At 61.1% G+C, this 13163-nt stretch carries 14 protein-coding genes and 1 pseudogene; 6 read left to right on the forward strand and 9 right to left on the reverse strand.

Features of this window, described 5'->3' with window-relative positions; all coding sequences use genetic code 11:
- Nucleotides 1–263: 263 nt before the first annotated feature.
- The 3 genes from hemB to AC1Q8Q_RS31715 all read right to left on the reverse strand — a co-directional run bounded on the left by hemB (nucleotide 264) and on the right by AC1Q8Q_RS31715 (nucleotide 2956).
- Complete coding sequence (gene hemB / locus AC1Q8Q_RS31705) at nucleotides 264–1238, reverse strand: porphobilinogen synthase (RefSeq protein WP_020799433.1); 975 nt, start codon at nucleotides 1236–1238, stop codon at nucleotides 264–266.
- A 143-nt stretch (nucleotides 1239–1381) separates the two neighbouring features.
- Entirely contained in the window at nucleotides 1382–2224 is an 843-nt protein-coding gene (locus AC1Q8Q_RS31710) for a PhzF family phenazine biosynthesis protein (RefSeq protein ID WP_432669252.1), read from the reverse strand.
- Between the two features lie 18 nt (nucleotides 2225–2242).
- Nucleotides 2243–2956 (reverse strand): glutathione binding-like protein, encoded by a 714-nt coding sequence (locus AC1Q8Q_RS31715; protein WP_020799435.1) that lies wholly within the window; start codon nucleotides 2954–2956, stop codon nucleotides 2243–2245.
- Nucleotides 2957–3319: 363 nt separating this feature from the next.
- On the opposite strand from AC1Q8Q_RS31715, the gene AC1Q8Q_RS31720 reads away from it, so the two are divergent.
- Nucleotides 3320–3994, forward strand: a complete 675-nt coding sequence (locus AC1Q8Q_RS31720) for a hypothetical protein (protein WP_020799436.1) — start codon at nucleotides 3320–3322, stop codon at nucleotides 3992–3994.
- 136 nt (nucleotides 3995–4130) lie between these two features.
- On the opposite strand, the gene mnmH is transcribed toward AC1Q8Q_RS31720, so the two are convergent.
- Nucleotides 4131–5234, reverse strand: a complete 1104-nt coding sequence (gene mnmH / locus AC1Q8Q_RS31725; protein WP_492615953.1) for a tRNA 2-selenouridine(34) synthase MnmH — start codon at nucleotides 5232–5234, stop codon at nucleotides 4131–4133.
- Nucleotides 5234–6268, reverse strand: a complete 1035-nt coding sequence (gene selD / locus AC1Q8Q_RS31730) for a selenide, water dikinase SelD (protein WP_083348558.1) — start codon at nucleotides 6266–6268, stop codon at nucleotides 5234–5236. The genes mnmH and selD overlap by 1 nt, the downstream gene beginning before the upstream one ends.
- A 167-nt stretch (nucleotides 6269–6435) precedes the next feature.
- Between selD and AC1Q8Q_RS31735 the strand changes: the two genes are divergently transcribed.
- Together AC1Q8Q_RS31735 and AC1Q8Q_RS31740 are read left to right on the forward strand one after the other, a co-directional pair.
- Nucleotides 6436–6663 carry a DUF6555 family protein gene (locus tag AC1Q8Q_RS31735; RefSeq protein WP_020799440.1) on the forward strand — a complete coding sequence of 76 codons (228 nt, stop codon included), beginning with the start codon at nucleotides 6436–6438 and terminating at the stop codon, nucleotides 6661–6663.
- 31 nt (nucleotides 6664–6694) lie between these two features.
- A complete protein-coding gene (locus AC1Q8Q_RS31740) occupies nucleotides 6695–6973 on the forward strand; it encodes a hypothetical protein (protein WP_020799441.1) in 279 nt (92 codons plus the stop codon).
- A 24-nt stretch (nucleotides 6974–6997) separates the two neighbouring features.
- On the opposite strand, the gene AC1Q8Q_RS31745 is transcribed toward AC1Q8Q_RS31740, so the two are convergent.
- The 3 genes from AC1Q8Q_RS31745 to AC1Q8Q_RS31755 all read right to left on the reverse strand — a co-directional run bounded on the left by AC1Q8Q_RS31745 (nucleotide 6998) and on the right by AC1Q8Q_RS31755 (nucleotide 8208).
- Nucleotides 6998–7159, reverse strand: a complete 162-nt coding sequence (locus tag AC1Q8Q_RS31745; protein WP_020799442.1) for a Prokaryotic metallothionein — start codon at nucleotides 7157–7159, stop codon at nucleotides 6998–7000.
- Between the two features lie 96 nt (nucleotides 7160–7255).
- The gene (locus tag AC1Q8Q_RS31750; protein ID WP_492615954.1) at nucleotides 7256–7714 is read right to left on the reverse strand and encodes a DMT family transporter; all 459 of its coding nucleotides are present in this window, start codon (nucleotides 7712–7714) and stop codon (nucleotides 7256–7258) included.
- Nucleotides 7714–8208: a DMT family transporter gene (locus tag AC1Q8Q_RS31755; RefSeq protein WP_492615955.1), complete on the reverse strand. Its 495-nt coding sequence runs from the start codon at nucleotides 8206–8208 to the stop codon at nucleotides 7714–7716. The genes AC1Q8Q_RS31750 and AC1Q8Q_RS31755 overlap by 1 nt, the downstream gene beginning before the upstream one ends.
- A gap of 111 nt (nucleotides 8209–8319) precedes the next feature.
- On the opposite strand from AC1Q8Q_RS31755, the gene AC1Q8Q_RS31760 reads away from it, so the two are divergent.
- Nucleotides 8320–9252, forward strand: a complete 933-nt coding sequence (locus tag AC1Q8Q_RS31760; protein WP_492615956.1) for a LysR family transcriptional regulator — start codon at nucleotides 8320–8322, stop codon at nucleotides 9250–9252.
- Between the two features lie 32 nt (nucleotides 9253–9284).
- Here the strand turns inward: AC1Q8Q_RS31760 and AC1Q8Q_RS31765 are convergent, their stop codons facing one another.
- A complete protein-coding gene (locus tag AC1Q8Q_RS31765; RefSeq protein WP_033045183.1) occupies nucleotides 9285–10601 on the reverse strand; it encodes a Na+/H+ antiporter family protein in 1317 nt (438 codons plus the stop codon).
- A gap of 1467 nt (nucleotides 10602–12068) precedes the next feature.
- Between AC1Q8Q_RS31765 and AC1Q8Q_RS31770 the strand changes: the two are divergent.
- Together AC1Q8Q_RS31770 and AC1Q8Q_RS31775 are read left to right on the forward strand one after the other, a co-directional pair.
- A pseudogene (locus AC1Q8Q_RS31770) lies at nucleotides 12069–12215 on the forward strand (HAMP domain-containing protein); the annotation flags it as partial.
- Nucleotides 12216–12317: 102 nt separating this feature from the next.
- Entirely contained in the window at nucleotides 12318–13073 is a 756-nt protein-coding gene (locus AC1Q8Q_RS31775; protein ID WP_404821803.1) for a methyl-accepting chemotaxis protein, read from the forward strand.
- Nucleotides 13074–13163: the final 90 nt, after the last annotated feature.

The following is a 13163-nucleotide window of genomic DNA, read 5'->3' on the forward strand; positions in this document are numbered from 1 at the left end:
GGACGCCGGTTTAGCCGCGCTGGGCCAGGGACGGCCCATCGCGGCGACCCACGGAGCAATGCCGGAGTGAGGGCATGGCGAGCCTAAGCGAGGCACCGAGTGGTGGGGCAAAGCCTTTTGCTTACTTTTTGGCGTTTGAAAAAGTGAGTCGCTGTAAGAGCGAAACCATAGGAGGCCGTTACCGCAGCAATGGATATGTACCCCTAGACCGCGTCATCGTTCTTCGCCGGCAAACCTGGCTCCTACAAGGGTTGTGGTTGTTTTCAGATCCCCGCCAGTGCCAGGTCCATCGCAAAATACGTGAAAATCAGATCAGCCCCCGCCCGCTTGATGGCGCCCAGGCTTTCGCGCACCACGCGATCTTCATCGATGGCCCCCGCCTGTGCGGCGAACTTGATCATCGCGTACTCCCCGCTCACCTGATACGCCGACAAGGGCAGGCGCGAGGCTTCGCGAATGTCGCGGATGATGTCGAGGTACGCTCCGGCCGGCTTGACCATCAGCGCATCGGCGCCTTCCTGTTCGTCCAGCAGCGACTCCCTCACCGCCTCACGACGATTCATCGGGTTCATCTGGTAGCTTTTGCGATCGCCCTTGAGCGCGCTGCCGCCAGCTTCGCGGAACGGTCCGTAGAGCGCCGAGGCGAACTTGGTCGAATAGGCCATGATCGCCGTCTGGGTGAACCCGGCGGCATCGAGCGCCCGGCGAATAGCCTGGACCTGCCCGTCCATGGCGGCCGATGGGGCAATCACGTCAGCACCGGCACGGGCAGCAGCCACCGCCTGTTTGCCGAGGTTGAGCAGGGTCTGGTCGTTATCGACCTCAAGGTTGTGCATCACGCCACAATGCCCGTGGTCGGTGTACTCACAAAAACAGGTATCGGACATCACGATCATTTCCGGCACGGCGTCCTTGGCGATGCGCGACATGCGCGACACCAGGCCATTGTCGTTCCAGGTGTCGCTGCCATTGCTGTCCAGGTGATGGGACACGCCAAAGGTCATCACCGACTTGATCCCGGCACGGGCATATCGCTCGATCTCCCCCGCCAGCTTCGATTCCGGAATGCGCATCACACCGGGCATGCTCTTGATCGGCACGAAATCGTCGATTTCTTCTTCGACGAAAATCGGCAGTACCAAGTCGTTCAAGCTGAACTCGGTTTCCTGGAACAGACTGCGCAGGCTTGCATTGCGGCGCAGACGGCGTGGGCGTGCTTCGGGGAACTGACTGGACATGGAGATGCCTCAAAAAACGAAAAACAAGATGAAAGTCGTAGAGGGGGCAAAGCTTATGCCCTGCAAGGTGCAGGGCACAAATCACCCGGGAGAAATTACCCTTACCGCACCCGCAATAATCGCTCCTGCACAGGTCGGGTCAATCAAAGGGCCAGCGTGCCGTCGATACAGGTCACCACCGCCCCGCCGATCCAGATTTCATCCCCCACCTGTTCCACCTGGATGCGCCCCGCGCGGCCCATCGTCAATCCCTGGCTGACCACGTAGCGGGCCGGCGCCAGCCCTTCACCGAGCAGCCATTGGGCAATCCCGGCGTTGAGGCTGCCCGTGGCCGGATCCTCGGGCATACCGTCACCGGAAATGAATGCGCGGACTTCGAACTGCGCTTCATCGCCATCGCGTTCCGCATGCCACGGCGCGATGACACCCACGGCGAGGCCGAGCATGTGCGAATGGTCCGGTCGCAAGTCCAGGACTTGCTGGCGATCCGCGAGCAACACCGCCAGCCAGCCCGCACCGTTATCAACCCATTGCGCGCGGACAATCGCCTGCGGCTCCAGCCCCAAACCCAAGCACACACGCGCCATCAGAGTGGCGTCCACCGGCCCGGTCTTGAGCAGTGGCGGAGCGAGAAACGCCAGCTCCGCGCCCTGCCGACGAACCCGCACCAGGCCGACACCGCACTCCTGGATAATCTCTTCGCCCTTGGGCACACCGCCAGCTTCAAGCCAGGCATGGCAAGTGCCCAGGGTCGGATGTCCGGCGAATGGCAACTCCTTGAGGGTGGTGAATATCCGCACCCGATAATCGGCACGGGGATCCTGCGGTTCCAGGATGAACGTGGTTTCGCTGAGATTGGTCCAGGTCGCGAACGCCGCCATGCGTTCATCGCTCAGCTTGTCGGCAGCAAACACCACCGCCAGCGGATTGCCTTTGAGTGGTACGCGACTGAAGACATCGACTTGCTTGAAATTGAATGAATGCATGGCCGTCCCTGGTCCTGATCAGATCGAATCGTTTGGCTTGGGGATTTCCAGCCCGCGCTTGACCGCCGGCCGCGCCAGGAATTTCTCCAGCACCCGCGTGACGTTGGGGAAGTTCTGGATGCCGACCAGGTCGCCGGCTTCATAGAAACCGATCAGGTTGCGCACCCACGGGAAGGTCGCGATATCGGCGATGGTATAGCGTTCGCCCATGATCCAGTCGCGCCCTTGCAAGCGTGCATCGAGGACACTGAGCAGGCGTCGGCTTTCCTCGACATAGCGGTCACGCGGACGCTTGTCTTCGTAGTCCTTGCCGGCGAATTTATTGAAGAAACCGAGCTGGCCGAACATCGGGCCAATGCCGCCCATCTGAAACATCAGCCACTGAATGGTCTCGTAGCGCGCCGCCGTTTCCTGGGCCAGCAATTGCCCGCTCTTGTCGGCGAGGTAGATCAGGATCGCCCCGGACTCGAACAGCGGCAACGGCTGGTCGTCCGGACCATGGGGATCGAGAATGGCCGGGATCTTGTTGTTCGGGTTCAGCGACAGGAACTCGGGCGACAGCTGGTCGTTGGTGTCGAAGCCGACGCGATGGGGCTCATAGGGCAGGCCGATCTCTTCGAGCATGATCGAAACCTTGACGCCATTGGGGGTCGGCAAGGAATACAGTTGAATCCACTCAGGGTAGCGTGCCGGCCATTTGCGGGTGATGGGGAACGCAGACAAATCGGTCATGGGAGCCTCCACGAGAAATTGAGAATGCCGATCATAAAGGAGATGACCCGGACTGCGGCGTCTGGCGCCATGATTATCGCTGATGGTCAAGATCAAGCGAGATAACTGTGTTTGTCTACCCGCTCGTGTAGGGTGTCCATAATTTCGCAACATCCTGTCGATAACCTTCGCTGCAACCCGCCAAAGGTTACCGGTAAAGTGCTGCGCTCTCGGCCGGATCGAACCAAACGGGCTTCAGGGGACTCTGAGTAATGTCCCTTTGATACGGAACGGCTCCACGACATGGAAAACGCCCGACGCAGGAAAGTCGCGGTGCAAAGGTTTGTCAGCCTTAACCCAATGCGCTGAAGAACCTTTTATTCAATGATCAATCCCTTGAAATTCACCCGACACTTTAAACATCGTGCGTATTTGCTCCTGCCCGCCTTGCTGGCAGCCAGCACGTTGTTTTTGGTGCTGGAGTCCAGCGAAAGCCGCGCCCAGCCGGTGGATGGCACCCAGACCCTGGTGTTCCTGCGCCATGCGGAAAAGCCCGAGGGCGGCCTGGGCCAGCTCAATTGCCAGGGCTTGAACCGCGCCATCGACCTGGCCACCCTGCTGCCAGAAAAATTCGGCAAGGCCGACTACGTGTTCGCCGCCAACCCGACGCGCAATGTCGAGGAAGGCGAACTGGACAACTCCTACAGCTACATCCGCCCCTTGATGACCATCAGCCCCAGCGCGATCAAGCTCGGTTTGCCGGTGAACATCAACTTCTCGGCCAACGACACCAGTGACCTGGCCGATGAACTGCTCCACGACAAGTACCACAACTCGGTCATCTATACGGCCTGGTCCCACGGCTATCTGCCAGAACTGATCAACAAGGTCGCCGGTGAAGCCGTCGGCAAGAAACAGAAGATCACCGAGGACTGGGAATCGAGCGACTATGACTCGCTGTACGTGCTGACCCTGACCTGGCACAACGGCAAGGCCAGCTTGCAAAGCCATAGCTACAAGCAGGGGCTGGATAACGGGCAGGAGAGTTGCCCGACCTGATTTTGGGGTGCCTGATAGGACGCCTTCGCGAGCAGGCTCGCTCCCACAGTAGATCTTCAATAAACGCCGAATTTGTGTACGCCGAAGATTTACCGTGGGAGCGAGCCTGCTCGCGAAGGGGCCGGCAAGACCACCCTCACCCGCGCTGAATGCCCCGCTCGCGCAAATACTCCAACACCACCCCCCGCTCCCCGGCAAACTCGATCCGCGCCCCTTTCTTCTCCCGCTGAAAGGCATACATCGGGTCGTAATACTCAACCAGCAAGCCCTCGATCCAGCCCCGGTGCAAATCCACCGCACCACTGCGCCCTTGCTCGGCCAAAGCCTCTTCCATCAGGATCAGCATGCGCCGGTGCCGCTCGCCGCCCAGTCGCTTTTGCACATTGTCCAGGCTCGCCAGCAAGCGCTCGGAAAACAGCGCGAAACCTTCCTCGCCATGCACCGCGATGAACTCTGCACACAGGTCCACCACGTAATCGCGCAGGATTCGCTCGATCCGCCCCTCCAGGCTGTCTTCGAGCCAGACCATCGGGAACTGCTGCATGCCCTGGTACAGCGGCAGTGGCAGTGCACAACTGCCGACCGCGCGGCTTTCGTCTTCCAGCACGAACTGTTCGAAACCGCGGGCACGCTTTTTCAGCACGTCCACGGCCAGGCGGTTTTCGAAGTCGATGTTCGACGGCTGGCCAGTAACGCGCTTGCCGAAACTGGAACCGCGATGGTTGGCATGTCCCTCAAGGTCCAGGCCGTTGTCCAGTTGCGTGAGCAGCTCGGTTTTACCGGTGCCGGTCATGCCGCCCAACAAGACGAAATCGCATTGGGCCACGGCCTGGTCCAGGGTTTCCAGCAAGAAGGTGCGCATGGCCTTGTAGCCGCCGCCTACCCGCGGATAGTCAATGCCCGCCTCGTCCTTGAGCCATTGCTGGACGATCTGCGAGCGCAGGCCACCACGAAAACAATACAACAGGCCATCAGGATGGGCCCGGGCAAAATCCGCCCAGGCCTGGATGCGCTCGGCCTTGAGGGTGCCGGACACCAACTGATGGCCCAGCTCAACCGCCGCCTGCTGCCCGTGTTGCTTGTAACAGGTACCGATACGCTGCCGTTCTTGATCATTCATCAGCGGCAGGTTGACCACGCCGGGAAACGAGCCCTTGAGAAACTCGACCGGCGCACGAGCGTCCATCATTGGCCGGTCGTTGAGAAAAATGTCGCGGTAATCAGTACAGTCGACGGGCATCACGACACCTCGACCGCGCGGCTCTGTCGCTCGACCAGTTCACCGATTGGCGTCAGGCTCAGCCCCAGTTCGGCGGCGACCGCGAGGAAGCCGGCGTTGCCCTCGGGCGTCACGGCAACCAGCAGGCCACCGCTGGTTTGCGGGTCGCACAGCACCCGCTTGTGCAGTTCCTGGAGACGCCCGAGCTTGTCGGCGTAGCTGTCGTAATTGCGCAATGTGCCACCCGGCACACAGCCCTGGTCGATGTAATACTCGACGCCCGGCAAGCGTGGCACCCGTTCATAGTCGATGCGGGCGGTGAGGCCGCTGCCATCGGCCATTTCCACCAGGTGCCCAAGCAGGCCGAAACCGGTGACATCGGTCATTGCGGTAACGCCGTCCAGCTTGCCAAAACGGCTGCCGGGTTTGTTCAGGGTGCACATCCAGTCGCGGGCCAGGCCCACATCGGCGCTGCGCAATTTGCCCTGCTTTTCGGCCGTGGTGAGCACGCCGATGCCCAGGGGCTTGGTCAGGTACAACAGGCAACCGGCCGTGGCCGTGTCATTGCGCTTCATGTGGCGCTTTTGCACCAAACCGGTGACGGCCAGACCGAAGATCGGCTCCGGTGCGTCGATCGAATGCCCGCCCGCCAAGGGAATCCCGGCCTCATCGCACACCGAGCGCCCGCCGCGAATCACTTCCCGGGCAATCTCTGGCGCCAGCACATTGACCGGCCAGCCAAGGATCGCGATCGCCATCAATGGATCGCCACCCATGGCGTAGATATCGCTGATGGCATTGGTGGCGGCAATGCGGCCAAAATCGAAAGGATCATCGACAATCGGCATGAAAAAGTCGGTGGTCGACACCACGCCACGTTCCTCATCGATGGAGTAAACCGCCGCGTCATCACGCGAGGCATTGCCGACCCACAGTTTCGGATCAAGATTCTGCGCCCCGCTGCCGGCCAGAATCACTTCCAGCACCTGGGGGGAAATCTTGCAGCCACAACCAGCACCATGGCTGTATTGGGTCAGGCGGATCGGCTCGCTCATGGGGGCACCTCTTGGGATCAATGGGGCCGATTCTACCAGAGCCGCCACTGCCCAAGTGGGCGCCGCCTGCCGGAATGCGCGGATGACATGCACCGTCGGACAATCCGAATGAATTTTCCCAGCGCCCAACGATCCCTCTATGTACAACAGGGAGGAACAAAGGCTCTATGAACAACGCAAAACTGTTCGTCATTGAATACACTCTTCATGGCGTCCCCAAGTCGTTCATCATCCGTCTGGACAAAATGGACAACGCGGAGGCCTGGCATTGGGCAAGCTGCGACGCGGGGGTTGGACGCATCCCTCGCTTTGGCCGTGAAAAAGTGCAAAAGACCAGCAAACCGATGGCAGAAAAATTCGGCGTGGAGAACGTCAAGTGGCGCCCGGCCGGCTAGCCGGGCAGCGATCAGGATTGGGGGGAAGAAAATGACTTCGACACTCGTCAGCAGCCCTGCACATCTGGACTACGGTCTGGATACGTTGTTCGGCCGCGTCACCCGCAGCACCGAGTGCCGGGTCGGCCTGGAACAGGTCGAAGGTGATCCGACGCGCTTTGCAGTGAGAGTCCCGGCGCCCTTGCCGGAAGATCTGGAGCAGGCCAAGACGGTGGTGGTCAGGGTCGATGGTCGACGCCTGGCGGGCACCGTGCGCCACAGCGAACGGCAGGATGACGACAGCCTGAAACTGGAAGTGGAGCCCGACTAGGCCCCACGTTCCTGTGCACAAGGGTCAGTGCGCACACTTGCAGCCTTGATGGGCGCACTCTTCGCCGTGCTCGTGGTGCTTGGCACAGGCTTCACAGCAGTAATGCTTGCCGTGACGCACGACAGGATGTTCACCGAGCTTGCAGTTGCACTTCGGACAGTCACAGATGCTTTTTTCATCGGTCATGGCGCAGACTCCTTTGGCAGTGGTCGTCGGCGAGCTGGATGAGCAGCCCGTTGTACCAGTGTAGGAGTTGATCAGGAGGCAGGCCGCCTTAAGCGTTCAACCCGTTACCCGACTGCTGCTGCGATACATCAATACCAGGGCCAGCCCCAACAACAGCATCGCCAGCACCCGACTCCCCGACAACTCGATCGCCGGATTGCCCAGCCAGCCAAAATTATCGATCAGCATCCCCATTCCCAGCTGCCCGACAATCACCGCCACCGTCGCCACCGCCGTGCCCACCCGTGGCACCGCCCCCACCATCACCATCATGTAGACCACACCGAACAGCGCCCCGCCGAGCTGCCACTTCGGCACGTCCAGCAGGCTCACGGCGTGGGCCGGTTCGAAAAATACGATCAGTAGCCCGGTCAGCACCGTCCCCACCACGAAAGTGAGCAAACTGCTGCGCAACACGCCAACCGTTTCACCCAGGCGCCCGTTGATCGCCGCCTGCACGCTCAGGATCGCACCGGCCGCCACGACCAGCGCCAACAAAATAATCAGACTCATCATCAACCCCGTGCAATCAGGACAAGTGCCGCGACAATCAGTAGCAAAGCCACCCAGCGCTCAGCGTTGACTTTCTTGCGGGTGGTGCCGAACCAGCCGAAATGGTCGATCAGCACACTTTTGCCGACCTGCCCGGACAGGATCGCGATCATCGTCATCGCAATGCCGATGTGCGGTGTGGCCAGCGTCAGCACCACGACATAGACCGGCCCGAGAAAACCGCCGATCAATTGCCAGCGCGGTAATTGGCTCAGCGCCGGGCCCTGTTGCGGGCCGCTGAGCAGCAACAGGAAAAACAGAATCGCCGAGCCGACGCCAAAAATACTCAAGGTCGCCCATAAATGACCGACCTGAATGCCCAACGGCCCCAGCAACCCGGCCTCCACGGACAGGCCCATGCCCGCCAGGATCACCAGGGGCAGCAGCAACAGGCGCAGCCCTGGCCGAGCGGTCGGCGTTGCAACGGCAGCGACGCTGTCGAGAGAAGAAGACTGCACGGTAAAACTCCGTTCAAGGAAACATGGCGCGCATTATCGATTGTCACTTCTGTGCGATAAATGGGAGCATCTGGACAACACTTTTGCGCAACGCGCACAGCAGGACTAACGATGCACGGCCTCAACGAACTGGGTTTCAAGGCACTCCGGCTATTTGTCGCGGTGCTCGACCACGGCAGCTTTTCCGAAGTAGCCCGCCGCGAGGGCGTGGCGCCCTCTTCGATTTCCCGCCAGATCCAGTTGATGGAACAGGCCCTGAACCAGCAATTGCTTTACCGCCACACGCGCGCCGTCACGCCGACCGAGGCCGGACGGCTGCTGGGAGAACACGCGCGATTGGTACTGGTGCAACTGGAAGAAGCCGAACAGGCCCTGCAGGAACAGCAAAGCGAGCCGAGCGGACTGGTGCGGATCAACGCGCCGGTGGTGTTCGGCCAGCGGCATCTGACCCCGTGGCTGGGGCAGTTGTGCGCGCGTTATCCGAAACTGCAACTGGATATCCAGCAGACCGACACCTACGTCGCCCCCTTGCAGGAAGGCGCCGACCTGCTGTTTCGCATCGGCCCCCTGCACGACTCCAGCATGCAGGGGCGAATACTGGCGCCCCAGCGCTTTCAGGTCGCGGCGAGCCCGGCGTACCTGCAACGCTACGGCACGCCGCGACACCCTGACGATCTCGCCGCCCATCAATGCCTGGCCTACAAAGGGGTGGCAGGCCTGCAACGCTGGTTTTTCCGCAAAGGCCAGCAGCCATGGACCCCCTATGCGGTGAAAGGGCCGATCACCGGCAACCACGCCGACACCCTGACCCAGGCCGCCGTGCAGGGCCTGGGGCTGGTGATGTTTCCGTCATGGTTGATCGGCGAGGCGGTGCGCAACGGCACGCTGGTGCCGGTGCTGGGGGACTACCAGGTCTCCAACAGCCTTGAGCCGCAGCAGATCGCCGTGCTCTGGCCCGGCAGCCGCCGCCTGTCGGTGAAAGTCAGGACGGTGATCGACTTCTTTGTCGAATGCTTTGGCGAAGTCCCCTATTGGGACCTGTAGGAGCCGGCTTGCTGGCGAGGCGATGGGTGAAATCAGAGCACCATCGCCGCTATCCAGCCAAACACCAGCAATGGCAGGTTGTAGTGCAGGAAAGTCGGGACCACGGTGTCCCAGATGTGGTGATGCTGACCGTCGATGTTCAGGCCAGAGGTCGGGCCCAGGGTCGAATCCGACGCTGGTGATCCGGCGTCGCCCAATGCACCTGCGGTCCCGACGATACTAACGATAGCGATCGGGCTGAAGCCCAGCTGCACGCACAAGGGCACGAAAATCACCGCCAGGATCGGCACGGTGGAAAATGACGAACCAATCCCCATGGTCACCAACAACCCGACCAGCAACATCAGCAAGGCGCCGACGGCCTTGCTGTGGCCGATCCACGAGGCCGAGGTCTCGACCAGCGTCTGCACCTGCCCGGTGGCCTTGATCACTTCGCCAAAACCGGAAGCGGCAATCATGATGAAACCGATCATCGCCATCATCTTCATGCCTTCGGTGAACAGGTCATCGGTGTCGCGCCACTTGACGATGCCCGACACCGAAAAAATCAGGAAGCCCACCAACGCGCCAATGATCATCGAATCAAGCAGCAACTGAATGATGAATGCCGCGGCAATCGCCACGCCAGCGACAATCAGGCTCAGGGGGTTGTACTGCACCGCGACCTGCTCGACCTGCTCGATCTTTTCCAGGTCGTAGACGCGCTTCTTGCGGTAGCTGACAAACGCGATCAGCAGGCCCACGAACATGCCCAGTGCCGGGATACCCATGGCATGGGTCACGTTGATGCCACTGATATCGACGCCACTGCGGGCGACGTTGGCCAGCAGGATTTCATTGAGGAAAATGTTGCCAAAGCCCACCGGCAAGAACATGTACGGGGTGATCAGGCCGAAGGTCATGACGCAGGCGATCAATCGACGATCCAGTTGCAGCCGGGTCAACACATACAGCAGCGGCGGCACCAGCAACGGAATGAACGCGATGTGAATCGGCAGGATGTTCTGGGAAGCGATGGCCACGATCCACAACAGGCCGATCAGCAGCCATTTGACCTGGCCACCGCCACTGGCATGCTGCCGGTCGACCATCGCCAAGGCCCTGTCCGCCAAGGCATGGGCCAGTCCGGATTTGGCAATCGCCACCGCAAACGCGCCGAGCAACGCATAGGACAATGCCACCGTTGCCCCACCGCCCAGGCCGCTGTTGAACGCCTTGAGCGTCGCGTCGATGCCAAGGCCACCGGTCAGCCCCCCAACCAGCGCCCCCACGATCAGAGCGATTACCACATGCACGCGGGACAGGCTGAGTATCAGCATGATGCCGACCGCAGCAATTACTGCATTCATTGTCGTTACCTCTGGGCAAGCGAAAAGAGTCCGGCCGGCAGTCTGCGAGCGCCGTCTACGGATAAAGGAATGGGTTTTATTAGAGGGCGCGCACTTTGCCGGACGGCTGCCGCCTTGTCAAAGCCAACACTGCACCTGTAGGAGCTGCCGAAGGCTGCGATCTTTCGATCTTCAGCGCCTTCAAGGAGGTTGAAAGTCAAAAGATCGCAGCCTTCGGCAGCTCCTACAGGGGATAATTCGATATTTGTGGTGCGGCGTAAAGAAAGGCCGATCGCGGCCGTTACAGAGCAAAGTCGCAGATATTTATCGAATAAGGACGCGTCCATGTCGCTCAGACAACTTTCCATCCAATGGAAAATCACCCTGTTGGCCGGGTTATGCCTGGCGGGCATCGTGACCCTGCTGGTGGGTCTTTCGCTGTATCGCATGGAGCATAGCTCCGCACTGGTGAAAGCCTCGAGCATGGAGATGCTGACCGAAGCCGCCCAGGCCCGGATCGAGTCCCAGGGTGAAAACCAGGCGCTGATGATCCGCCAGCAGTTCATGGACGCTTATCAATATGGCCACGGTTTTTCGCGCCAGGTGCTGTTTCTGCGCGAGCAGGCGGAAAAGCGCTTCCTCGATGCCTTCGACCTGCGCGAAGACCTGACCCGCCAGGTCAAGTCGGCCTTGCAAGCCAACCCCGAGCTGCTGGGCCTATCGCTGGTTTTCGAACCCAACGCACTGGACGGCAAGGACGATCTGTTCAGCGGCCAGGACGAACTGGGGAGCAACGACAAGGGCCGTTTCGCCCTCTATTGGTCGCAACCGACACCGGGCAAGGTGACGTCCATGGCGCTGCCCGAAAGCGACATCGCCGACACGCGCACCGGCCCCAGCGGCGAACCGGCCAACGCCTGGTTCACCTGCCCGCGCATCCGCCTCGCACCCTGCGTGATCGAGCCGTACTTTTATATGATCGACGGACAGAACGTGCTGATGACCAGCATCGTTTTCCCGCTGATGGTCAATGGCAAGGTCATCGCCTCGCTATCGGTGGACATCAACCTCAACAGCCTGCAGGCGATCAGCCAGAGCGCAAGCCAGAAGCTCTATGACGGCCAGACCAGCGTCAGCATCGTCAGCCCGGCCGGTCTGCTCGCCGGTTACAGCCTGGATGCCAGCAAACTCAGTCAGCGCCTGGAAGCGGTGGACACCACCACCGGCGCCGAACTGATGCACATGCTCACCACCAACAGCAAGACCGCCAGCCTGCACAGCCATCAGCAATTGAAAGTGCTGGCGCCGTTCCAGCCGATTCCCGGCGGCAAAGCCTGGGGCGTGCTGCTCGATGTGCCGGAAAAAGTCCTCGTCGGCCCGGCTGAGGCCCTGAAAAAACAACTGGATGACAGCAACACCGCCGGCACGCTGACCGAACTCGGCCTGGGCATCCTCGCGGCGCTGATCGGCTTGCTGCTGGTTTGGCTGATGGCACGTAGCGTGACCCGGCCAATTCTCGGCGTGGCGCACATGCTCCAGGACATCGCCAGTGGCGAAGGTGACCTGACCCGCCGCCTGGCCTATGACAAGCAGGATGAGCTGGGGCAATTGGCTGGCTGGTTCAACCGTTTCCTCGACAAGCTGCAACCGATCATTGCCGAGGTCAAGCGCTCGGTACAGGACGCCCGCGGCACGGCGGACCAGTCGTCCGCCATTGCCACCCAGACCAGCGCCGGCATGGAGCAGCAATACCGCCAGGTGGACCAGGTGGCGACCGCCTCCCACGAAATGAGTGCCACCGCCCAGGACGTCGCCCGCAGCGCCGCACAAGCGGCACAGGCGGCACGGGATGCCGATCAGGCCACCCGCCAGGGCCTGACCGTGATCGACCGCACCACCACCAGCATCGACAACCTCGCCGCCGACATGAGCGCGGCAATGGTCCAGGTCGAAGGCCTGGCGGCCAACAGCGAGAAAATCGGTTCGGTCCTGGAAGTAATTCGCGCCATTGCCGAACAGACCAACCTGCTGGCCCTCAATGCCGCCATCGAAGCCGCCCGTGCCGGTGAAGCCGGGCGCGGTTTTGCCGTGGTGGCCGACGAAGTGCGCAACCTGGCGCGCCGCACCCAGGAATCGGTCGAAGAAACCCGCCTGGTGATCGAACAACTGCAAAGCGGCACCCAGGACGTGGTCGGCTCGATGGGCAACAGCCACCGCCAGGCCCAGGACAGTGTCGAACAGGTTGGCCAGGCCGTGACGGCGCTGCAGCAGATCGGTGACGCGGTCACCGTGATCAGCGACATGAACCTGCAAATCGCCAGCGCCGCCGAAGAGCAAAGCGCCGTGGCCGAGGAAATCAACCACAACGTGGCGACCATCCGCGACGTCACCGAATCGCTGTCGGGGCAAGCCAATGAGTCGGCGCGGGTAAGCCAGTCGCTCAATCGCCTGGCCAATCAACAGCAGAGCCTGATGGACCAGTTCCGCGTCTAACCAACCCCCCCCATCAACTGTGGGAGATTCTATGGTTGAGGGGAAGCCCTCAACTGGTTTTCGGTTGGTATTCACTCTGCCCCTTCAGCA

It is taken from the genome of Pseudomonas sp. GW823-FHT06B06 (genome assembly GCF_058795195.1).